This is a genomic window from Mycolicibacterium arabiense (assembly GCF_010731815.2).
In the GTDB taxonomy this organism is placed as follows: domain Bacteria; phylum Actinomycetota; class Actinomycetes; order Mycobacteriales; family Mycobacteriaceae; genus Mycobacterium; species Mycobacterium arabiense.
In genome coordinates, this window is the sequence record NZ_AP022593.1 from 5,788,835 (window position 1) to 5,808,482 (window position 19,648).

At 68.5% G+C, this 19,648-nt stretch carries 21 protein-coding genes; 11 read left to right on the forward strand and 10 right to left on the reverse strand.

Features of this window, described 5'->3' with window-relative positions; translation table 11 throughout:
- Positions 1-76 precede the first annotated feature (76 nt).
- Positions 77-679: a GNAT family N-acetyltransferase gene (locus tag G6N61_RS29550; protein WP_163925196.1), complete on the forward strand. Its 603-nt coding sequence runs from the start codon at positions 77-79 to the stop codon at positions 677-679.
- Between the two features lie 74 nt (positions 680-753).
- On the opposite strand, the gene G6N61_RS29555 is transcribed toward G6N61_RS29550, so the two are convergent.
- Positions 754-1,359 carry a type II toxin-antitoxin system PemK/MazF family toxin gene (locus G6N61_RS29555; protein WP_163924382.1) on the reverse strand — a complete coding sequence of 202 codons (606 nt, stop codon included), beginning with the start codon at positions 1,357-1,359 and terminating at the stop codon, positions 754-756.
- Between the two features lie 82 nt (positions 1,360-1,441).
- Between G6N61_RS29555 and lepA the strand changes: the two genes are divergently transcribed.
- Genes lepA through G6N61_RS29570 form a run of 3 tightly spaced genes read left to right on the forward strand, consistent with a single transcriptional unit; the run spans position 1,442 to position 4,785 of the window.
- Complete coding sequence (gene lepA / locus G6N61_RS29560) at positions 1,442-3,346, forward strand: translation elongation factor 4 (protein ID WP_235887343.1); 1,905 nt, start codon at positions 1,442-1,444, stop codon at positions 3,344-3,346.
- Complete coding sequence (locus tag G6N61_RS29565) at positions 3,318-4,052, forward strand: sensor domain-containing protein (RefSeq protein WP_163924383.1); 735 nt, start codon at positions 3,318-3,320, stop codon at positions 4,050-4,052. The genes lepA and G6N61_RS29565 overlap by 29 nt, the downstream gene beginning before the upstream one ends.
- Before the next feature lie 34 nt (positions 4,053-4,086).
- The gene (locus tag G6N61_RS29570; RefSeq protein ID WP_163924384.1) at positions 4,087-4,785 is read left to right on the forward strand and encodes a sensor domain-containing protein; all 699 of its coding nucleotides are present in this window, start codon (positions 4,087-4,089) and stop codon (positions 4,783-4,785) included.
- 196 nt (positions 4,786-4,981) lie between these two features.
- Here G6N61_RS29570 and G6N61_RS29575 read toward each other — a convergent pair whose 3' ends face one another.
- From G6N61_RS29575 to G6N61_RS29595, 5 genes are all read right to left on the reverse strand, one after another.
- Positions 4,982-5,488, reverse strand: coding sequence for a GAF domain-containing protein (locus G6N61_RS29575; protein WP_264077407.1), 507 nt, complete (start codon positions 5,486-5,488; stop codon positions 4,982-4,984).
- Positions 5,489-5,563: 75 nt separating this feature from the next.
- Positions 5,564-6,841, reverse strand: a complete 1,278-nt coding sequence (locus G6N61_RS29580; protein ID WP_163924386.1) for an HNH endonuclease — start codon at positions 6,839-6,841, stop codon at positions 5,564-5,566.
- A 54-nt stretch (positions 6,842-6,895) separates the two neighbouring features.
- On the reverse strand, positions 6,896-7,165 hold the full coding sequence (locus tag G6N61_RS29585; protein ID WP_163924387.1) for an ANTAR domain-containing protein: 270 nt from the start codon (positions 7,163-7,165) through the stop codon (positions 6,896-6,898).
- Between the two features lie 92 nt (positions 7,166-7,257).
- Positions 7,258-9,279: a glycoside hydrolase family 15 protein gene (locus G6N61_RS29590; RefSeq protein ID WP_163924388.1), complete on the reverse strand. Its 2,022-nt coding sequence runs from the start codon at positions 9,277-9,279 to the stop codon at positions 7,258-7,260.
- Between the two features lie 56 nt (positions 9,280-9,335).
- The gene (locus G6N61_RS29595) at positions 9,336-10,598 is read right to left on the reverse strand and encodes an FAD-dependent oxidoreductase (RefSeq protein WP_264077406.1); all 1,263 of its coding nucleotides are present in this window, start codon (positions 10,596-10,598) and stop codon (positions 9,336-9,338) included.
- Positions 10,599-10,622: 24 nt separating this feature from the next.
- Between G6N61_RS29595 and G6N61_RS29600 the strand changes: the two genes are divergently transcribed.
- The 6 genes from G6N61_RS29600 to G6N61_RS29620 all read left to right on the forward strand — a co-directional run bounded on the left by G6N61_RS29600 (position 10,623) and on the right by G6N61_RS29620 (position 15,008).
- Positions 10,623-10,817, forward strand: a complete 195-nt coding sequence (locus G6N61_RS29600) for a hypothetical protein (RefSeq protein WP_163924389.1) — start codon at positions 10,623-10,625, stop codon at positions 10,815-10,817.
- A gap of 151 nt (positions 10,818-10,968) precedes the next feature.
- Positions 10,969-11,061: an Ms4533A family Cys-rich leader peptide gene (locus tag G6N61_RS31385; protein ID WP_372481171.1), complete on the forward strand. Its 93-nt coding sequence runs from the start codon at positions 10,969-10,971 to the stop codon at positions 11,059-11,061.
- Between the two features lie 118 nt (positions 11,062-11,179).
- The gene (locus G6N61_RS29605) at positions 11,180-12,220 is read left to right on the forward strand and encodes a sulfate ABC transporter substrate-binding protein (RefSeq protein WP_163924390.1); all 1,041 of its coding nucleotides are present in this window, start codon (positions 11,180-11,182) and stop codon (positions 12,218-12,220) included.
- The gene (gene cysT / locus G6N61_RS29610; RefSeq protein WP_163924391.1) at positions 12,217-13,101 is read left to right on the forward strand and encodes a sulfate ABC transporter permease subunit CysT; all 885 of its coding nucleotides are present in this window, start codon (positions 12,217-12,219) and stop codon (positions 13,099-13,101) included. The genes G6N61_RS29605 and cysT overlap by 4 nt, the downstream gene beginning before the upstream one ends.
- Positions 13,098-13,910, forward strand: a complete 813-nt coding sequence (gene cysW, locus G6N61_RS29615) for a sulfate ABC transporter permease subunit CysW (RefSeq protein WP_163924392.1) — start codon at positions 13,098-13,100, stop codon at positions 13,908-13,910. Before cysT ends, cysW begins: the two co-directional genes overlap by 4 nt.
- 27 nt (positions 13,911-13,937) lie before the next feature.
- Positions 13,938-15,008: a sulfate/molybdate ABC transporter ATP-binding protein gene (locus G6N61_RS29620; RefSeq protein ID WP_163924393.1), complete on the forward strand. Its 1,071-nt coding sequence runs from the start codon at positions 13,938-13,940 to the stop codon at positions 15,006-15,008.
- A gap of 13 nt (positions 15,009-15,021) precedes the next feature.
- On the opposite strand, the gene G6N61_RS29625 is transcribed toward G6N61_RS29620, so the two are convergent.
- The 4 genes from G6N61_RS29625 to G6N61_RS31390 all read right to left on the reverse strand — a co-directional run bounded on the left by G6N61_RS29625 (position 15,022) and on the right by G6N61_RS31390 (position 18,397).
- Positions 15,022-15,786: a sirohydrochlorin chelatase gene (locus tag G6N61_RS29625; protein WP_163924394.1), complete on the reverse strand. Its 765-nt coding sequence runs from the start codon at positions 15,784-15,786 to the stop codon at positions 15,022-15,024.
- On the reverse strand, positions 15,765-16,469 hold the full coding sequence (locus G6N61_RS29630; protein WP_163924395.1) for a phosphoadenylyl-sulfate reductase: 705 nt from the start codon (positions 16,467-16,469) through the stop codon (positions 15,765-15,767). Before G6N61_RS29630 ends, G6N61_RS29625 begins: the two co-directional genes overlap by 22 nt.
- 3 nt (positions 16,470-16,472) lie before the next feature.
- Complete coding sequence (locus G6N61_RS29635) at positions 16,473-18,167, reverse strand: nitrite/sulfite reductase (protein ID WP_163924396.1); 1,695 nt, start codon at positions 18,165-18,167, stop codon at positions 16,473-16,475.
- Between the two features lie 125 nt (positions 18,168-18,292).
- On the reverse strand, positions 18,293-18,397 hold the full coding sequence (locus tag G6N61_RS31390; protein ID WP_407666345.1) for an Ms4527A family Cys-rich leader peptide: 105 nt from the start codon (positions 18,395-18,397) through the stop codon (positions 18,293-18,295).
- An 83-nt stretch (positions 18,398-18,480) separates the two neighbouring features.
- On the opposite strand from G6N61_RS31390, the gene hemW reads away from it, so the two are divergent.
- The gene (gene hemW / locus G6N61_RS29640; RefSeq protein WP_235887344.1) at positions 18,481-19,611 is read left to right on the forward strand and encodes a radical SAM family heme chaperone HemW; all 1,131 of its coding nucleotides are present in this window, start codon (positions 18,481-18,483) and stop codon (positions 19,609-19,611) included.
- Positions 19,612-19,648: the final 37 nt, after the last annotated feature.

The window sequence follows — 19,648 nt, forward strand, 5'->3', positions numbered from 1 at the left end:
ACGGCTATGCGGCCATCCCGCAACGTGTTTGGGTCAGTGGCCGTCGTCGCGTTCATCGTGGGATCGTGTGTACGTGATCGAACCGCACGTGAGGCCGGCGTCACGGGCCGACGTTCCCGCGCTGTCGAAGACGTTGGGCAAGGCCTTCTACGACGACCCGGTGATGCAGTGGATGCTGCCGAATGCCAACGCCCGCAGGCGGAAGCTACATCGGCTGTTCGCTGCGTTGACCAAGCATCACCACCTGTCCCGTGGGGGCGTCGAGGTCGCGTCGGACGGCTTCGGCGTCGGCGGTGCGGCGCTGTGGGATCCGCCGGGACAGTGGCGGCAGACGCGTCTCGAACAGCTGCGCGCGATGCCGGGGCTGCTGCTCGCGTTCGGCCCGTCCATGTCGCGCGGCATGGCGGCGGAAGAGCTGATGATGAAGGCCCATCCGGAGGAGCCGCACTGGTACCTCGCGGTGATCGGCAGCGACCCCGCCGTCCGCGGCAAGGGCTACGGCAATGCACTGATGCGCTCGCGCCTGGACCGCTGCGATGCGGAGTACGCCCCGGCCTACCTCGAGTCGAGCAATCCCGACAACGTGCCGTATTACCAGCGGTTCGGGTTCGAGGTCACCGGCGAGATCACGCTGCCCGACGGCCCGACTCTGGTCCCGATGTGGCGGCAGCCGCGCTGAGCGTGCGCGAACTTGGGTTCAGCCGCGGCGTGTCGCCCGCAGACACGCACGCTCGCCGGGGAACGGCGGGAGGCTCAGGACCAGGAGTACTCGGCGCGTAGCCGTCGGGCGACGAGGTCGAAGCGCTCGCGGTCGAGCACGGCGCCCTCGCGGCGGATGCCCTCCTCGGGCACGTCGAGTACCCGGTCCAGGCGCACCCAGCTGGCGCGTCCCTCGTGGTCCCAGCTGCCCGTGCCGATGGCGATCCACTCCCGGTCGGTGCCGTGCCGGTCCTGGCTGGACAGCATCAGACCGAGCAGCGTGGTCCGGTCGCGACCCACGACGAGCACCGGCCGGTCCTTGCCGCGCGTCGGGTCCTCTTCATAGGCGACCCACGTCCACACGATCTCGCCCGGATCGGCCTGCCCGTCGAGATTGGGGGCGTAGACCACCCTGCGGGCCCGGTGCGCGGTCGGAACGCTGTGCTTGGTCACCGGGCGGCCAGTGGTCAGCGCGGGCTGCGTCCGGGCTGCCTGATTGGCCGCGAGAACGCTGATACCCGCGTCGACGCCCATCTTGATGCCCTGCTGAATGCTGCGCGGCAGGCTGTCGGACTTCTGCAACTGACGGACGAGCTTCGGCGCTTCGCTGAGCACCAGTTGCTCCGCGATGCGCTGAAACGTCTTCCCAAGCGACGCCATGGAACGAGCATAGGTGAGTTCCCGGCGGGCAGGAGCGCAGCGACCGGGGGTCATTCAAGCCAGCGATTGTGTCGATGGGGCGGTGGCTCGATACCCTGGTGGGACGCAGCAGGTGCTGCGCACGTACCGCCACCAGGAGATTCCCATCAGCAGTTTCGCCGACAAGACGTTCACTGCGCCGGCGCAGATCCGGAACTTCTGCATCATCGCCCACATCGACCACGGCAAGTCCACGCTGGCCGACCGGATGCTGGGCATCACCGGCGTGGTGGCCGACCGCGACATGCGGGCCCAGTACCTGGACCGCATGGACATCGAGCGTGAGCGCGGCATCACGATCAAGGCGCAGAACGTGCGGCTGCCGTGGGTGGTCGACGACCAGGAGTTCGTCCTGCACCTGATCGACACGCCCGGGCACGTCGACTTCACCTACGAGGTGTCGCGTGCGCTCGAGGCCTGCGAGGGCGCCGTTTTGCTGGTCGACGCCGCGCAGGGGATCGAGGCGCAGACGCTGGCGAACCTGTACCTGGCGCTGGACCGCGGCCTGACCATCATCCCGGTGCTGAACAAGATCGACCTGCCTGCCGCCGACCCGGACCGCTATGCGGGCGAGATCGCCCACATCATCGGCTGCGAGCCCGAGGACGTGCTGCGGGTGTCGGGCAAGACCGGCGTCGGCGTACGAGAACTGCTCGACGAGGTCGTCCGGCTGGTCCCCGCCCCGGTGGGTGACGCCGACGCGCCCGCGCGGGCCATGATCTTCGACTCCGTCTACGACATCTACCGCGGCGTGGTCACCTATGTCCGCGTGGTCGACGGCAAGCTCAACCCCCGCGAGAAGATCAAGATGATGTCGACCGGGACGACCCACGAGCTGCTCGAGGTCGGCATTGTCTCACCGGAACCGAAGGCCACCCAGGGCCTCGGCGTCGGCGAGGTGGGTTACCTGATCACCGGCGTCAAGGACGTCCGCCAGTCCAAGGTCGGCGACACCGTGACCTCGGCTCGCAACGGCGCCACCGACGCGCTCACCGGCTACCGGGAGCCCAAGCCGATGGTCTACTCCGGCCTCTACCCGGTCGACGGATCCGACTACCCGAACCTGCGCGACGCGCTGGAACGTCTTCAGCTCAACGACGCGGCGTTGGTGTGGGAGCCGGAGACCTCGGTTGCGCTCGGCTTCGGCTTCCGCTGCGGCTTCCTCGGGCTGCTGCACATGGAGATCACCCGCGAACGGCTCGAGCGCGAGTTCGACCTCGACCTCATCTCCACCTCTCCGAACGTCGTGTACCGCGTGGTCAAGGACGACGGCACCGAGCTGACGGTGACCAACCCGTCCGACTGGCCCGAGGGCAAGGTCGGCGCCGTCTACGAACCCGTGGTGAAGACCACGGTCATCGCTCCGAGCGAGTTCATCGGCACCATCATGGAGCTGTGTCAGCAGCGCCGCGGCGAGCTGGGCGGCATGGACTACCTCTCGCCCGAACGCGTCGAGCTGCGCTACACGATGCCGCTCGGCGAGATCATCTTCGACTTCTTCGACTCGCTGAAGTCGCGCACCCGCGGCTACGCCAGCCTGGACTACGAAGAGGCGGGGGAGCAGGAGTCCGATCTGGTCAAGGTCGACATCCTGCTGCAGGGCGAGGCGGTGGACGCCTTCAGCGCGATCGTGCACAAGGACTCCGCCGCGGCCTACGGCAACAAGATGACCACCAAGCTCAAGGAACTCATCCCCCGCCAGCAGTTCGAGGTGCCGATTCAGGCAGCCATCGGGTCGAGGATCATTGCGCGCGAGAACATCCGGGCCATCCGCAAGGACGTCCTCAGCAAGTGCTACGGCGGTGACATCACCCGCAAGCGCAAGCTGCTGGAGAAGCAGAAGGAAGGCAAGAAGCGGATGAAGACGATCGGCCGGGTCGAAGTGCCCCAGGAGGCCTTCGTCGCCGCACTGTCCTCCGATGCGGCAAGTGACAAGCCGAAGAAGTAGCCGAGCAGCGCTGCTGGCCGTTCTGCTGCTGACGGGATGCACGCAGTCCATTGCGGGATCTGCAACGCAGTCCGATGCCGCACTCGGCATCCTGCCGACCGAATCGGAGATCAGCGCCGCGGTCGACAGTCCGTTGAGCACGTTCGGGTTCCAGCCGTTCGTGGGTGGCGTGGAGATCCTGCCGGACGGCTATCGCACCGATTCCGATGCGTCACCCATCGCGTGCGTGGCCGTCACCGACACTGCGCCACGGATCGTCTACGAGCCCCTGCCCGTACTCGAGGCGGCCCGGCTGAGTTTCTTCAACTGGGACCCTGGCGTGGCGACGTCGGGTGCCGATGCCGCCGCCGTGCGCATGTCCACCGGTGACGGTGCCCGTGCGGCATTCGACGAGTTCGTTGGGCGATGGCGGCAGTGCGACGGGTCGACCGTCGTGAAGCACCTGCCCGGGGTCACGGGAGCCGACGTCGACGCCCGGGTGCAGGACGTGGACATCGCCGGTCCGGTCATGTCGGCGACCGTGCGCACCGGCGAGCGTGCCGGTGGCGGCACCGCTCGCTACGAACGTTCGATCGGAGTCCGCGGGGACGCGATTGTCGAAGTGTCACTGGCGATCCCGACGGACGGACCGACCGTCGCGGCTGCGCGCGACATGGCGACACGCGCCGTCGAGGTCATGCTCGACAAGGTCGGGCGACCGAACTGACGCACCGCGTGGGTTGGTCGGTCACAATGACGCGGTGAACGTCGTCGCCCGCAGGTCCACCGGCCGTCTCCTCGTGACTGCAGCGTGCCTGCTCACGATCGGGTGCTCGAGCACGGTCTCCGGGAACGCCGTGCGTGATCCGCGCGTCGTTCCGGTCGACGTGCCGGTGTTGCGCGAGTCCCAGCTCGACGACGTCATGCTGAGCCTCGACGAACTCGCCGATGTCGTGGGCGCGGCCGAGCTGGAGACACTCGTCGACGACGAGGTCATGTCCGACAACCTCGACGTGGCGTCGGATCCCGATTGTCTCGGCGCCGTCATGGGTGCCGAGGAGTCGGTGTACGCCGATAGTGGCTGGACCGCCGTTCGCGATCAGGTGGTCGCCGACTCGAACGACGAGCACTGGATAGAGCAGACGGCCGTGCTGTTCTCCTCCGACGCCGAGGCGAGCCGGTTCTACGACCAGTCGGCGTCGGCGTGGGAGGAGTGCGCCGGCTACTCGGTCACCATCGAGGACACCGACCTCAGCTATGTCTGGGGGATAGGCGATCTCAGCGCCGACGACGACATGCTCGTCCAGGTGACCACCGAGGAGGAGTCGCCGGACTGGATGTGCCAGCACGCCCTGTCCGCGGCGTCGAATCTGATCGTTGAGACGTGGGCGTGTACGTACGGCGGCAGCGACGGTGCCATCGACATCGCTGAGCGGATGCTCGACAACGCAAGGGGATAGCGGGTTTTCAAACCAGCACGAGCGCAAACGGTTACGCGAAACCCTCCGCCGGTCTACCGTCGGGGCATGTCGCAGCACTACACGCCATCACCGACCGGCGCCTGGGCCGTGCTCCGGCTGTGGCTGCCGTTGGTCCTGGGCATCCTGGTGATCGCCGTCGGCGCCGTCCTCTTCTCGTAGGACCGGGCGGCGGGCCTCAGCCCAGCGCCGAGTTCCCGTCCGCGACGATGCGTTCGACGTCGTCGCGCAGCCGGTTCAGTTCGGCGCGTTCGGCGTCGGTGTAGTCCCTCGCGCGGTCGTCGAGCACGCAGACGGTGCCCACGACCTTGCCGTCGGGGTCGTGCACGGCGAGGCCGAGGTAGTTGTGCAGACCGAACTCCTTCTCGTCCTCGTTGCCCGCGAGGATCTCGTCGTCGCGCGAGTCGCGCACGAACAGCGACTCGTCGGAGTCGACCACGCGTTCGCAGTACAGCGGCACCCGGGATTCGTCGTCGCCGGCCTTCTTGCCGGCCGCGCCGACGGTGTAGTGCTGGGTGGCCTCGCCTGCGGTGGCGGCCACGACCATCTCGCCGGGTTCCGATCGCATGACCAGTACCGACTTGACGCCAAGGGAGGCCGCCAGCCTCGTCAGGTCGTCGGCCACGGGGGCAAGGCCCGCCGTCGTATCGGTGCGGTGGGGTTCAGGTGTGCTCACCCGCTCCATCATCGGGCACCGCGGGCTCGACTGCCAAGGGATGCGCTCGTGCGGATCGCATGGGAATGGTGACAGTCGGCGCAACTAGGCGGCGCGGCAGACCACCACTCGGAAGCGTGCGACGTCGATGCTGGTGACGTGTTCGGTGTTGCGGCCGGGTAGCGGTGGTGCCTTGCCGGTGTAGGTGGTGCCGGTGGGTGTGGTGACTTCGGTTGTGTGACAGCCGTGTTGGTCGCGGGTGCGGACGCGCCAGCCGGGTGCTTCCTTGGCGTAGTTGCAGGCTTCGCACAGTCCGTTGCCGTTGAGTGCCGTAGTGGGCCCGCCGCGGGAGTCGGGAACGGCGTGGTCGATGTGACGGACCGGGGCGTTGCAGTACGGGGTGCGACACGTGTCGTCACGTAGCGCGATGAACGCCGCCAACGCCGTGGGGAACAGCCGGGCGCGGGACTCCATCGTCACCAACGCCCCGGTCTTCGGGTGGCGATACAGCCGGCGCAGCGTCGCCCGCGACCGCTCGTCGCCGACCGCGTTTCCGATCAGGTGCCGTGCCACGGCGGCAGGGATGGGTCCGTACCCGGGGATGCGGGCGGGTTCGGTATCCCCACCGAGCAGGGTCTCATCGGTGATCACCACGTCGACGGTGACCGGGACCGGGGTGTCGGCGGGTCGGCCAGTAATGCGTTCGACGGCGGTGTCGGCCATGACCTGGCCGCGGCTGCGGCCGTCGCAGGTGGTGTCGGCGGCGCGTTTGAGGGCGGCGTAGATCGACACGCCGTGGGCGACGGGAAGCAGGATGCCGACCCAGGCCATGGTGTCGGCGGCGGGCCGGATGCTGACGCACCGGTCCTCGTGCGCCCGGCGAGCCCTGTCGACCACGGCGTGGGGGTCGAGGCGGTAGGCGATGGCCTTGGCGTCGGCTTCGATGCGCTTGTCACCCTTGCCGATCAGGGTGGTGGGGTCGGCGCACATCTCGGCGTCCAGGGTGCGGCGGTCCTCGACCTCCAGACACGCCGACTCCTTCACGAGCAGCGTGGCCCGCCATTCCGACAGGATCCCGGATTCCAGGGCCGCCAGGGTGTGGGGCATGTCGTGGACCAGGGCGCGGGCGAAGCCGAGGTGGCGGCTGCCCTGCGTGGGTGACTCACGGCGTGCCAAGCCGACTTCGGAGGCCAGGCCCAACCCGCGCTTGCGCATCGGAATGCCGGCGTCGGCTTCTGCGGTGCGGCGTTTCAGGTCCAGTGCGGCGGTCAGGCGGGCTTGGGCGGCGGCGGCGGTCGCCTTGAGCCGCTCCAGCTGGGCGATGCGGTCGATCAGGCCGGCCTCGTCCACCGTGGCGGGGTCGAAGTCCAGCATGTCGAACATGTGTTCGATTCTACGACCACGCACCGACAAAAGCGGCTGACGCCGAGAACGGGCTCAGGTGACGGGCGCCAACGCGGCCGTCCGGGCATGACGGATCAGCTCGCCCCAGGCGTTGAACGCTTCGGTGTCGGCAGCCGACGACGAACCCGCGGCCACGGCGATCAGGCTGGCCGCGACGTTGAACAGTCCCAGCCCGGTCCGGTTGACCACGCCCACCAATTCCTCGAACGCCGCGCGCTCCGAGCAGCCGCGAAGCCCGACAAGGATGCCGACCGCGACGTCGAGGTCGCGGCGGGATGCGGGTGCAGTGCGTGGCTGGCTCATGATGCGTCCTTTCGAGAGACACACCCATGGTCGACCTCCAACCGGGCGCGGTCGAGACATCGAAGCAGCGTGAGTCTGAAGGATGGCTGAACTCAGGTCGGAGCGTTCGCGGGCTGGAAGCCGCCGGTGCTGTCGGCCTCGTCCTCGGCGCGGATCACGTGCACGACCGCGTTGATCAGCGCGAGGTGCGTGAACGCCTGCGGGAAGTTGCCAAGGTGCCTGCCCGTGCGGGGCTCGATCTCCTCGGCATACAGGTGCAGCGGGCTGGCGAACGACAGCAGTCGTTCGCACAGGTGCTTGGCGCGGCTGAACTCACCGATCTCGACGAGCGCCGACACCAGCCAGAAGGAGCAGATCGTGAACGTGCCCTCCTCGCCGGACAGGCCGTCGTCGGTCTCCTCCACGCGGTAGCGCAGCACCAGACCGTCCTCGGTGAGTTCGTCGGCGATGGCAAGCACCGTCGCTCGTACCACCGGATCGTCGGACGGCAGGAACCGCACAAGCGGTGCCAGCAGCAGTGACGCATCGAGTGCGTCGTCGCCGTAGCGCTGGGTCAGCACGCCGCGCGAGTCGACACCGTGTTCCAGTACGTCGGCCTTGATCTCTTCGGCGATCGCGCGCCACTGCTGGGCGTAGCTCTTCTCACCTTGCAGCTCGGCGAGTTTCGAGCCGCGGTCGAGCGCCACCCAGCACATGATCTTGCTCGAGGTGAAGTGCTTCGGGTCGCCCCGGACCTCCCAGATGCCCCGGTCGGGTTCCTTCCAGTGCTTGATGGCTTCCTCGACCTGGTTCTTGAGCACCGGCCACAGCATCTCGGGGATCTGCTCGCGCGACTTCGCGTGCAGGTACACCGAATCGAGCATCGTGCCCCAGATGTCGTGCTGCATCTGGTCGAACGCGCCGTTGCCGATCCGCACGGGCCGCGAGTTGTCGTAGCCCGAAAGGTGATTGAGTTCCTCCTCCACCAGCTGGCGCTCGCCGCCGACGGCGTACATCACCTGAAGGGGGTGCCGTTCGCCGTTGTTGGCGCCCGAGACGTCGGCGATGAAGGCGAAGAAGTCGTCGGCCTCGCGATCGAGGCCCAGCGTGTAGAGACCCCACAGGGCGAACGTGGAGTCGCGGATCCACGAATAGCGGTAGTCCCAATTGCGTTCGCCCTGAGGCGTTTCCGGTAGCGACGTGGTGCTCGCCGCCAACAGTGCGCCGGTGGGCGAGTAGGTGAGGCCCTTGAGCGTGAGCGCACTGCGCTGCAGGTAGGACCGCCACGGGTGGTCGGGGAAGTCGCCGATGTTGATCCACTGGCGCCACGACTCGCTCGTCTTCCACATCTTGTCGGCGGCTTCGTCGAACGTCTGCGGCGACGGGTGCTTCGACCAGCTCAGCGCGACGAATACGTTGTCGCCCTCCGAGAGTCGGGTGCGTGCGCGCGCTTCGTGGCCCTCGAGGCCGATGCGCAGATTGGTGGTCAACCGCAGCGTCGGGTGTGCCTCCGGGTCCTTGCCCGCGCGCGCGATGGCCTCGCCATATGCTGCCGCCGAGTACTCCCAGGTCGCACTCTGGCGGTGGTAGTCGAACGAGGGCTCGCAGCTCATCACCAGTTCCACGACACCGCTGACACATCGCACGGTGCGGAGCAGGATGTGCTCGGCATCCCAGTCCATCGGAGTGCGGCGGTGCGTGCGCGACCGGGTGTCCAGGTCGTGCCAGGGCCCCATCACCAGCGCGTCGCGCACGATGAGCCACCCCGTGTGCGTCTGCCACGTCGTCTCGAGGATCAGGCTGCCCGGCAGGTACCGCCGGGCAGCCGGGACCGTCACGCCGTAGGGCCCGAGCCGGAAGTGGCCCGCACCGCGGTCGAGGATCGCCCCGAACACGCTGGGGGAGTCGGGGCGCGGCACGCACATCCACTCGACCGACCCCGCCGACGAGATGAGGCAGGTGTTCTCGCAGTCGGAGAGGAACGCGTAGTCGGCGATCGGGGGGAACGGATTGCGCAGCCCACCGCCCGCGACGTACGGGACGGGAGCGGTGACGGTGAACGGTGCCGCCGGTTCGACGTCGCCGCGGCCGTTCTCGCTGGCGCCGTCCGAGGACTCGGTGTGCTGCAGGACCATGCCGCACATCATCGACCGCAAACGCACCCCCCGTCTAGCGGGGCGCGAACCGGGCGTCAGCGACGCGCGAAGGCGGGCGCGTGCTCGGGCAGGGGGCCGATGGCCACGCCGTACGCGGCGACGGCGCGCAGGGCAGGGAAGCGGTTGGCCAACTGGACGGCGCGGGGCGCCTCGCGCAGGCCCTCGGCGGTGCCGATGGCGGTGGCGATCGCGCGGTCCTGCACGGTCCGCTGCACGCGCTGAATGATGGCCGCGGGCAGCCAGCGCCTCGCCTGCACCGCGGCCAGGCGGCGCGTGGTCACCGACCGCGAACGCAGCGGGCCGGCCAGGATGCGCGCCGCGGCAACCGCGTCCGCGACCGCCAGATTGATGCCCACGCCACCGATCGGTGACATGGCGTGAGCGGCGTCGCCGATCAGCAGCAGCCCGTCGGCGTACCACCGGGGCAGCCGGTTCAGTTGCACGTCGAGCAGTTTGACATCGTCGAAGGACACCAGCTGATCGACGCGGTCGGCCAGCCACGGCACCAGTTCGGTGAGTTCGCGGCGCAGCGAATCGATGCCCTCCTCGCGCATCGTCGCATCGGCGCCCTTGCGGATCAGGTACGCGATCTGGAAGTAGTCGCCGCGGTCGATCAGGGCACAGCCGTGCCCGAACTGGAACACGCCGTTGAGCCCACGGGGGTCGTCGGCGTGGCGGGGCAACCGGAACCACCACACGTCCATCGGAGCGCCGAAGTTCCGGGTCTCGAGACCCGCATCGGCGCGCAACGTCGACGAGCGACCGTCGCACGCCACGGTGAGGTGGGCGTGCATCTGCTTCTCGACCCCGTCGGCGTCGCGGTAGCGCACCCCGGTGACCTTGCCGCCTCCGCCACCCCCCGAGTCGCTGCGCTCCTGCCCGCCGCTCCGCACCAACCCCAGCACCTCGGTGCTGCGCAGCAATCGGAACGTCGGCTCGGCCTGGGCCGCCGTGGCGAGCAGCTCCAGGAAGTCCCACTGCGGGACGAGGGCGATGTGCTTGTGCGGCCCGGGCAGCCCGCTCAGGTCGATGTTCAGCGTGGTGTCCTGAATCTTCGCGTTGACGCCCTCGACCATCCGGTGCGGCAACGCGGCGAACTTCTGCCCGAGGCCGAGTTCGTCGAGCAGGCGCAGGGTGCTCGCGTGCACCGTGTCGCCGCGGAAGTCGCGCAGGAAGTCCGCGTGCTTCTCCATCACCGTCACGTCGACACCGGCGCGTGCGAGCAGCAGAGCCAGCATCATGCCTGCGGGGCCGCCGCCCGCCACCAGGCACGTCGTCGTCGCGTCGGAGTCGTTCACGACAGAGATCGTAGGGTGGTCCGGGTGAACGGCATCCTGAATTGGTGGGACGGCGTGGAACTGTGGCTCTCGGGCCTCGGCTTCGTCGCCCAGACCGTCGTGGTCATGCCCGTCGTCCTGGCGCTGGCCTACGGCGCCGCCGTCGTGCTCGACGGCGCCCTGGGCAACGGGATCCGTTTGCTACGTCGTGCCCGCCACGCAGAAGAGGACGAAACGTGAACGGAATGCCACGCTCGCGTGTCACGCTGATCCTGGTCGCGCTGGTCGTCCTGGTGATCGTCATGTGGCTGCTCGCCCGGTGATGCCGCAATAGCGGTCCCCGGTCGCTCCGCTCCTGCCCGCCGGGGGGCCCTCTGTTATTCTTCGCGCCATGCATGCAGCGTCCGGCAGCACCGAGGGCCACGTCTTGGCCCTCATTGCCGTGGGTTCCTGCGCTGTTGCAGACGTTTCCTGTTGTCGCTGACCCAGCCCGTTCGCGGTTTGGCGTCGGCTCGCGTGCTCGTTCGAGCCTTGAACTCTCACCTTCGCCTTTCCGTCGTGAACGGGGTCCACAGCTTCCCCACCCCCTAGGAAAGGCAGTCATGCCCACTCTCAAGCCCAAGGCCACGAAGTCCTGGCTGTCCGTCGGCGCCCTGGCGCTCACCGCCACGTTGCTCGCCGGCTGCGGCGGCGGCGCGAGTGACGTCGCAGGCGGCGATGGCGCAGGCGATGCGGACACCACGCTGACGCTCGTCGCCTACGCCGTGCCGGAACCAGGATGGAGCAAGATCATCCCGGCTTTCACCGCGACCGAGGCAGGCAAGGGCGTCGCAGTGACCACGTCCTACGGCGCATCGGGCGACCAGTCCCGTGCCGTGGTCGACGGCAAGCCCGCCGACATCGTCAACTTCTCCGTCGAGCCCGACGTGACCCGGCTGGTGAAGGCCGACAAGGTCGCGAAGGACTGGAACGCCGACGCCACCAAGGGCGTGCCCTTCGGTTCGGTGGTCTCGCTGGTCGTCCGCAAGGGCAACCCGAAGAACATCAAGGACTGGGACGACCTGCTGCAGCCCGGCCTCGAGGTGGTCACTCCGAGCCCGCTGAGCTCCGGTTCGGCCAAGTGGAACCTGCTGGCGCCCTACGCGGCGAAGAGCAACGGCGGCAAGGACGCCCAGGCCGGTCTCGACTTCGTCAACAAGCTGGTCACCGAGCACGTCAAGACCCGCCCGGGGTCGGGCAGGGAGGCCACCGACGTGTTCCTGCAGGGCACCGGTGACGTGCTGATCAGCTACGAGAACGAGGCGATCAACGTCGAGCGGCAGGGCAAGGACGTCGAGCACGTCAACCCGCCGCAAACCTTCAAGATCGAGAACCCCGTCGCGGTCGTCACCGGCAGCGCACACCAGGAGCAGGCCAACGCGCTGAAGAACTTCCTCTACACCCCCGAGGGTCAGAAGGTGTGGGCCGAGGCAGGCTTCCGCCCCGTCGACCCCGCGGTGGCCGAGCAGTTCGCCGCCGACTTCCCGACGCCAGAGAAGCTGTGGACCATCGCCGATCTGGGCGGTTGGAGCGCCGTCGATCCCGCACTGTTCGACAAGGACAACGGGTCGGTCACCAAGATCTACAAGCAGGCGACTGGATGACCGCAGGGGTAGCCCCCAATCCCGAGGCGGCTCGGCCCGAGGTCATCGGCAACGGTGACCGCGGGCGCGCGCCCAGCCGATTCAGCCGCGGGTACGGGTCGACGGGTCTACGAGTCGGCGCGGCGACGCTGTGGCTCAGCGTCATCGTGCTGCTCCCGCTCGCGGCCATCCTCTGGCAGGCCGCCGGCGGCGGATGGGAGGCCTTCTGGGAGGCCATCACGTCGAACGCGGCGATGGCCTCGTTCCGGGTGACGATCACCGTCTCCATCGGCGTCACCCTGGTCAACCTGGTGTTCGGATTGCTGGTCGCCTGGGTGCTCACCCGCGACGAATTCCCTGGCAAGCGACTGGTCGACGCCGTCATCGACCTGCCGTTCGCGCTGCCGACCATCGTGGCGAGCCTCGTCATGCTCGCGCTGTACGGGCCGAACAGCCCGGTCGATCTGCACCTGCAGCACACCAAGTGGGGCATAGGCGTCGCGCTGCTGTTCGTCACGCTGCCCTTCGTGGTCCGCTCCGTTCAGCCCGTGCTGCTCGAACTCGACCGCGAGGTCGAAGAGGCGGCCGCGTCCCTCGGCGCGAACAACGTCACCATCTTCACGCGGGTGATCCTGCCCGCACTGCTGCCCTCGCTGCTGTCGGGCGCGGGCCTCGCGTTCTCACGCGCGATCGGCGAGTTCGGCTCCGTCGTCCTCATCGGCGGTGCCGTACCCGGCGAGACCGAGGTGTCGTCACAGTGGATCCGCACGCTGATCGAGAACGACGACCGCACGGGCGCGGCGGCCATCTCCATCGTGCTGCTGGCCATCTCCTTCGTCGTCCTATTCGTGCTGCGCGCGATCGGCTCGCGCGCCGCCAAGCGTGAGGAGCTGGCGAAGTGACGCTGTCGCCGCTGGTCCGCAACCTCCTGCGCTACACCGCGCTTGCCTACATCTTGATCCTGGTCATCGTCCCGGTTGGCCTGATCCTCTGGCGGACGTTCGAACCCGGGATCGGCTCGTTCGTCGCGTCGATCGGGACTCCGGCTGCGATATCCGCGCTGCAGCTGTCGCTGCTCGTCGTCGCGATCGTCGTGCCGCTCAACGTGATCTTCGGCATTCCGACCGCACTGGTGCTGGCACGGAACCGCTTCCGCGGCAAGAGCATCCTGCAGGCCATCATCGACCTGCCGTTCGCCGTCTCGCCCGTGGTGGTGGGCGTCGCGCTGATCCTGCTGTGGGGGTCGGCGGGTGCGATGGGCTTCGTCGAGAACGACTTCGGGCTGAAGATCATCTTCAGCTTCCCCGGCATCGTGCTCGCCAGCATCTTCGTCACCGTGCCGTTCGTCATCCGCGAGGTCGAACCGGTTCTCCACGAGATAGGCACCGACCAGGAGGAAGCGGCCTCGACGCTCGGTTCCCAATGGTGGCAGACCTTCTGGAAGATCACCCTGCCGTCCATCAGGTGGGGATTGACCTACGGCATCGTGCTGACGATCGCGCGCACGCTTGGCGAGTTCGGCGCGGTGATCATGGTGTCGTCCAACCTCCCTGGCACGTCCCAGACACTCACCCTGCTGGTGTCCGACCGCTACAACCGGGGCCAGGAGTACGGCGCATACGCCATCTCGACCCTCCTGATGGCCGTGGCGGTGTTCGTGCTCATCGCTCAGGTGATCCTCGATGCGCGCCGAGCGCGCGCGGCGAAATAGGCTTATCGATGACAAGGATTCGATGACATGACGACGAACGATACGACCAAGAACGCGATCACCGTTCGCGGCGCCAACAAGCGCTACGGCGACTTCGTCGCGCTCGACGACATCGACTTCGACGTGCCCGAGGGCTCGCTGACGGCACTGCTCGGGCCCAGCGGATCCGGTAAGTCGACGCTGCTACGCGCGATCGCCGGACTCGATCAACCCGATACCGGCGCCATCACGATCAAGGGCCAGGACGTCACCGGCGTCCCGCCGCAGCGGCGCGGGATCGGCTTCGTGTTCCAGCACTACGCGGCGTTCAAGCACCTGACGGTGCGCGACAACGTCGCGTTCGGACTCAAGATCCGCAAGCGCCCCAAGGCGGAGATCAAGGACAAGGTCGACAACCTGCTCGAGATCGTCGGACTGGCAGGTTTCCAGACCAGGTACCCGAACCAGCTGTCCGGCGGTCAGCGGCAGCGCATGGCGCTCGCCCGCGCGCTCGCCGTCGACCCGCAGGTGCTGCTCCTAGACGAGCCGTTCGGCGCGCTGGACGCGAAAGTGCGCGAGGATCTGCGAGCGTGGCTGCGCCGCCTGCACGACGAGGTCCACGTCACCACGGTCCTGGTCACCCACGACCAGGCCGAGGCGCTCGACGTCGCCGACCGCATCGCCGTTCTGAACAAGGGCCGCATCGAACAGGTCGGCACGCCCAACGAGGTCTACGACACGCCAGCGAGTGCGTTCGTGATGTCGTTCCTCGGCGCGGTGTCCTCGCTCAACGGTTCACTGGTGCGCCCGCACGACATCCGGGTGGGCCGCAATCCGGACATGGCCATCGCGCAGAGCGATTCGAGCGTGAGTGCGACCGGTGTCATCCGCGCCACCATCGATCGAATCGTCATGCTGGGCTTCGAGGTTCGCGTGGAGCTGAGGGGCGCGAACGACAACGCGCCGTTCACCGCGCAGATCACCCGCGGCGACGCCGAGGCGCTCGGACTGCGGGAGGGCGACACCGTCTACGTACGCGCCACCCGCGTCCCGCCGATTCCCGGCGGGGGAGACCTCGCCCCGGTCGACGAGGACGCGGCGGCGCTGAGCCAGGCCTGACCCGGCCCGGAGGTCAGGCGGCCGCAGCGACGGCAAGGGCCTCGTCGTACCTGTCCAACAGGGCAGCGGCGACGAGGTTGTGCGAACCGAGCGGCTCGGTCATCGGAATCGACAGCGCCGCAGCGGTTCTGGCCACCCGGTCGGTGATCCTGCCGTTCGCCAGGAACCACGGTGCGATCACGCAGCGCTCGGCGCCGCGGTCGCGCAGGCGTTCTGCCGCCTCGATGACGTTCGGATGCGCACCGGTCGCGAAGGCCACCTCGACGCCGGCCCACTTCGACCCTGCCGCCAACGCGGTTCCGACGGTCGCGGTGCGCGCGTTGGCAGCGTCGTTCGACGATCCGACGGCCACCACGATGACGCCCACCCCGGTCTGCTCTGCGGGCACACCGGCTTCGGCGAGGCGCTGCCCGAGTAGGGCTATCAGCGCCGGGTCCTCGCCGAGGACGGCAGCCTGCCGGACCGATGCACCGGACGCCGCCACCACCGCGGGCAGGTCGACGCGGGCGTGGTAGGCGCTCGCCAGCAGCAGCGGCACCACGACCACGTGCTCGTCGCGGCGCGCGACGTCGGCGAGCACGGACGCCACGTCGGGCCCGCACTGTTCGAGGAAGGCGACGCGGACGTCGAGCCACGGCCGCAACCGGCGGATGCGCCCCGCCAAGGCACGGGTCACCGCGGGGGATCGAGGATCGGCGCTGCCGTGTGCCGCCAGGACGAGCCCGGGCGGACCGGGTCGGCGGAGCGGCTCGACGGTCACGACGCGTGCAGCCCGCATTCCGTCTTGGTCAGGCCGGCCCAGCGACCGCTGCGGGGGTCGGCGCCCTCGATGGGCTTCGCGGTGCACGGCAGGCAGCCGATCGACGGGTAGCCCTCGTCGACGAGCGGGTTCACCAGCACGCCGTGGGTGTCGATGTAGTCCTGCATGTCGTCGTCCGACCACGGCGCGATCGGATTGATCTTCACCAGGCCGAACGCCTTGTCGAAGCTGATCAGGGGGGCGTTGGCGCGGGTCGGTGCCTCCACCCGGCGGATGCCGGTCACCCACGCGGAGTACCCGGCCAGCGCCTTGCCCAATGGTTCGACCTTGCGCATGCGGCAGCACGCGCCGGGATCGCTGGCGAACAGGTTCTTGCCGTGCAGCGCGTCCTGCTCGGCCACCGACGCCTCCGGCGTGACGTTCACCACGTGCACGTCGTACACGGCCTCGACGGCGTCGCGGGTTCCGATGGTCTCGACGAAGTGGTAGCCGGTGTCCAGGAACAACACGTCGACACCCGGGCGGACCTTGGCTGCGAGGTCGACCAGGACGGCGTCCTGCATGTTCGACGCCACGATGTAGTCACCGCCGAAGTGCTCGTCGGTCCACCGCAGCAGTTCCTCGGCAGAAGCGCCTGCCATCTCCGCCGCGCCGCGCTCGGCCAGCTCGACCAGATCGTGCTCAGTTCGCAAGTCAGTCATGTGCTACCTCAAATCAGCTTCGTCTGCTCGTACTGCCCACGTAGCGAAACGCTCGCCGTCCTCGCGTTGTTTCACGAAGTTGCGAACGACCCGCTCGATGTAGTCACCGAGTTCGTCGCTCGTCACCTTGTGCTGGCGCAACTTGCGGCCGAAACCGCTGTCGAGGCCCAGGCTGCCACCGAGGTGAACCTGGAAACCCTCGACGGGGCCGTCGCCGTCGTCGACCATCTGACCCTTGAATCCGATGTCGGCGACCTGGATGCGAGCGCACGAGTTGGGGCACCCGTTGATGTTGACGGTGACCGGCACGTCGAGCTGGGCGTTGATGTCCTCGAGCCGGCTCTCCAGCTCCGGGACGAGGGTCTGCGACCGCTTGCGGGTCTCGGCGAAGCTCAGCTTGCAGAACTCGATGCCCGTGCAGGCCATCAGGTTGCGCCGCCAGTGCGACGGCCGCGACGGCAGGCCGAGCGCATCGAGACCGTCACGCAGCTCGTCGAGCTTGTCGTCCGGAACGTCCAGGACGACCAGCTTCTGGTACGGCGTGAACCTGATCCGGTCGCTGCCGACGGACTCGGCGAGATCGGCGACCTTGGTCAGGATCGTTCCGGACACCCGGCCCGCGATCGGCGCGACGCCCACGGCGTTCAAGCCGTTCTTGAGCTTCTGCACGCCGACGTGGTCGATGGGCCGCGTGACCGGGGTCGGCGCCGGGCCGTCGATCAGCGGACGCTTCAGGTACTCGTTCTCCAGGACTTCCCTGAACTTCTCTACGCCCCAGTCCTTGATCAGGAACTTCAGCCGCGCCTTGGACCGCAGGCGGCGGTAGCCGTAGTCGCGGAAGACGCTGACGACGCCCTCCCAGACGTCGGGCACCTCGTCGAGCGGCACCCAGGCGCCGACGCGCTGTCCGAGCATCGGGTTGGTGGACAGCCCGCCGCCGACCCACAGGTCGAAGCCCGGGCCGTGCTCGGGATGCTCGACCCCGATGAACGCGACGTCGTTGACCTCGTGCACCACGTCCTGCAGGCCCGAGATCGCGGTCTTGAACTTGCGCGGGAGGTTGGAGTACTCCGGCTTGCTGATGTAGCGCTCGACGATCTCGTTGACCGCGGGCGTGCCGTCGATGACCTCGTCGAGCGACTCGCCGGCCAACGGCGAACCCAAGACCACGCGCGGGCAGTCGCCGCACGCCTCGGTGGTCTGCAGGCCGACCTCGTCGAGGCGACGCCAGATCTCCGGCATGTCCTCGACCCGGATCCAGTGGTACTGCACGTTCTGCCGGTCGGACAGGTCGGCGGTGTCGCGGGCGAACTCGGTCGAGATGCCGCCGAGGGTGCGCAGCGCCGCGGCGGTCAGTGCACCGCCGTCGCTTCGGACCCGCAACATGAAGAACTCGTCTTCGAGCATGTCGGTGTTGTCGTCACCGGTCCAGGTGCCGTCGTAACCCGGCTTGCGCTGGGTGTAGAGGCCCCACCAGCGGAAGCGGCCCCGCAGGTCGCCCTTGTCGATGCTCTCGAAGCCGCCCTTGGCATAGATGTTCTCGATGCGGGCCCGCACGTTGAGCGGGTTGTCGTCCTTCTTGGCCTGCTCGTTGGCGTTGAGCGGCTCGCGATAGCCGAGCGCCCACTGGCCCTCGCCGCGGGGACGCTTGGCTGGCTTGGCCTTGGCGCCCGCAGGCTTGGATTCGGCTGTGGTCATGGGATTGGCCCCTTCTTGGAGGAGCCGGCGAACGGATCGCGCACAGTCACCGGTGGCTGTCCGGCGGCGCAGATCCGGTAGCCAGCTGGGGTTGGTGCGGGCAGGTCTCCGAAGTCAGACGCAGATCAAGGCAGACAGCAACAGGTACAGACGCGCTTGAAGTCGACATGCCGCCGGATCACCAGCGATACGCGGGTGGTCGAGCTGGCGGCGGACATCACGCACTCCATTCTGCCACGAAACGGCTCATACACCCCAACCGGGCCAGATTCAGACTCACGGTGAGCAAAACCCGTTCTGGGACACTGGGCGGGTGACCTCACCGGCGTTCGGCATCTACGTGCACGTGCCGTTCTGCGCCACCCGGTGCGGATACTGCGACTTCAACACCTACACCCCGGGTGAGCTGGGCGGCGCCAACCCCGGCGGGTGGCTCGACGCCGTGCGCATCGAGCTGCGGCTGGCCGCCGCGCAGCTGGGTGGCCGACAGGCAGTGCGCACGGTGTTCGTCGGCGGCGGCACGCCGTCGTTGCTGGGGGCCGACGGGCTGGCGGCGGTTCTGGACGCGATCCGGTCGGAGTTCGACCTCGAACCCGGCGCCGAGATCACCACCGAGTCCAACCCCGAATCCACGTCGCCGCGGTTCTTTGCCGACCTGCGGGCCGCCGGCTACACCCGCATCTCGCTGGGCATGCAGTCGACGGCGCCGCACGTACTCGCCGTACTCGACCGCGTGCACTCGCCCGGGCGCGCACCCGCCGCGGCCGCCGAGGCCCGCGCCGAGGGGTTCGACCACGTCAACCTCGACGTGATCTATGGCACGCCGGGGGAGACCGACGACGACCTGGCCCGCACGATCGACGCCGCGCTGGGCGCAGGCATCGACCACGTCTCGGCCTACGCGCTCATCGTCGAGGAGGGCACCGCGCTGGCACGTCGGGTGCGCCGGGGCGAGATACCTGCCCCCGACGACGACGTGCTCGCCACGCGCTACGAGATGCTCGACTCCCGCCTGTCCGACGCCGGTTTCGAGTGGTACGAGGTGTCGAACTGGAGCCGCCCGGGCGGGGAGTGTCTGCACAACCTGGGCTACTGGAACGGCGGGGAGTGGTGGGGCGCCGGGCCCGGCGCTCATGGCTACGTCGACGGCGTCCGTTGGTGGAACGTCAAGCATCCCAGTGCCTATGCCGACGTCCTGTCCCGAGGTGAACTGCCCGTCGCGGGCCGGGAGGAACCGACGCCGTCGGAGCGGCACCTCGAGGAGGTGATGCTGCGGGTCCGGTTGCGCGAGGGGATGCCCGCCTCGGTACTCGCCGACGACGAGCGCGGGCACGCCGAAACGCTGTGCGCCGACGGGCTTCTTCGGCTACGCGGCGATTCGCTGGTGCTCACCGACAGGGGCAGGTTGCTCGCCGACGCCGTGGTGCGCGACCTGCTGTCCTAGCGCGGCGGGTAGTCGCCTGACCGGGCGGGTACTGTGT

What these genes read in the sequence shown, in the direction of transcription:
- cysT (WP_163924391.1), top strand. Translation starts at nt 12,217, where the DNA reads ATGACCGCAGGGGTAGCCCCCAATCCCGAGGCGGCTCGGCCCGAGGTC.
- G6N61_RS29555 (WP_163924382.1), bottom strand. Translation starts at nt 1,359, where the DNA reads ATGGCGTCGCTTGGGAAGACGTTTCAGCGCATCGCGGAGCAACTGGTG.
- G6N61_RS29635 (WP_163924396.1), bottom strand. Translation starts at nt 18,167, where the DNA reads ATGACCACAGCCGAATCCAAGCCTGCGGGCGCCAAGGCCAAGCCAGCC.
- G6N61_RS29625 (WP_163924394.1), bottom strand. Translation starts at nt 15,786, where the DNA reads ATGCGGGCTGCACGCGTCGTGACCGTCGAGCCGCTCCGCCGACCCGGT.
- G6N61_RS29620 (WP_163924393.1), top strand. Translation starts at nt 13,938, where the DNA reads ATGACGACGAACGATACGACCAAGAACGCGATCACCGTTCGCGGCGCC.
- G6N61_RS29605 (WP_163924390.1), top strand. Translation starts at nt 11,180, where the DNA reads ATGCCCACTCTCAAGCCCAAGGCCACGAAGTCCTGGCTGTCCGTCGGC.
- G6N61_RS29630 (WP_163924395.1), bottom strand. Translation starts at nt 16,469, where the DNA reads ATGACTGACTTGCGAACTGAGCACGATCTGGTCGAGCTGGCCGAGCGC.
- G6N61_RS29575 (WP_264077407.1), bottom strand. Translation starts at nt 5,488, where the DNA reads ATGGAGCGGGTGAGCACACCTGAACCCCACCGCACCGATACGACGGCG.
- G6N61_RS29585 (WP_163924387.1), bottom strand. Translation starts at nt 7,165, where the DNA reads ATGAGCCAGCCACGCACTGCACCCGCATCCCGCCGCGACCTCGACGTC.
- G6N61_RS29590 (WP_163924388.1), bottom strand. Translation starts at nt 9,279, where the DNA reads ATGGTCCTGCAGCACACCGAGTCCTCGGACGGCGCCAGCGAGAACGGC.
- G6N61_RS31390 (WP_407666345.1), bottom strand. Translation starts at nt 18,397, where the DNA reads ATGGAGTGCGTGATGTCCGCCGCCAGCTCGACCACCCGCGTATCGCTG.
- G6N61_RS29580 (WP_163924386.1), bottom strand. Translation starts at nt 6,841, where the DNA reads ATGTTCGACATGCTGGACTTCGACCCCGCCACGGTGGACGAGGCCGGC.
- G6N61_RS31385 (WP_372481171.1), top strand. Translation starts at nt 10,969, where the DNA reads ATGCATGCAGCGTCCGGCAGCACCGAGGGCCACGTCTTGGCCCTCATT.
- G6N61_RS29565 (WP_163924383.1), top strand. Translation starts at nt 3,318, where the DNA reads ATGCGGCAAGTGACAAGCCGAAGAAGTAGCCGAGCAGCGCTGCTGGCC.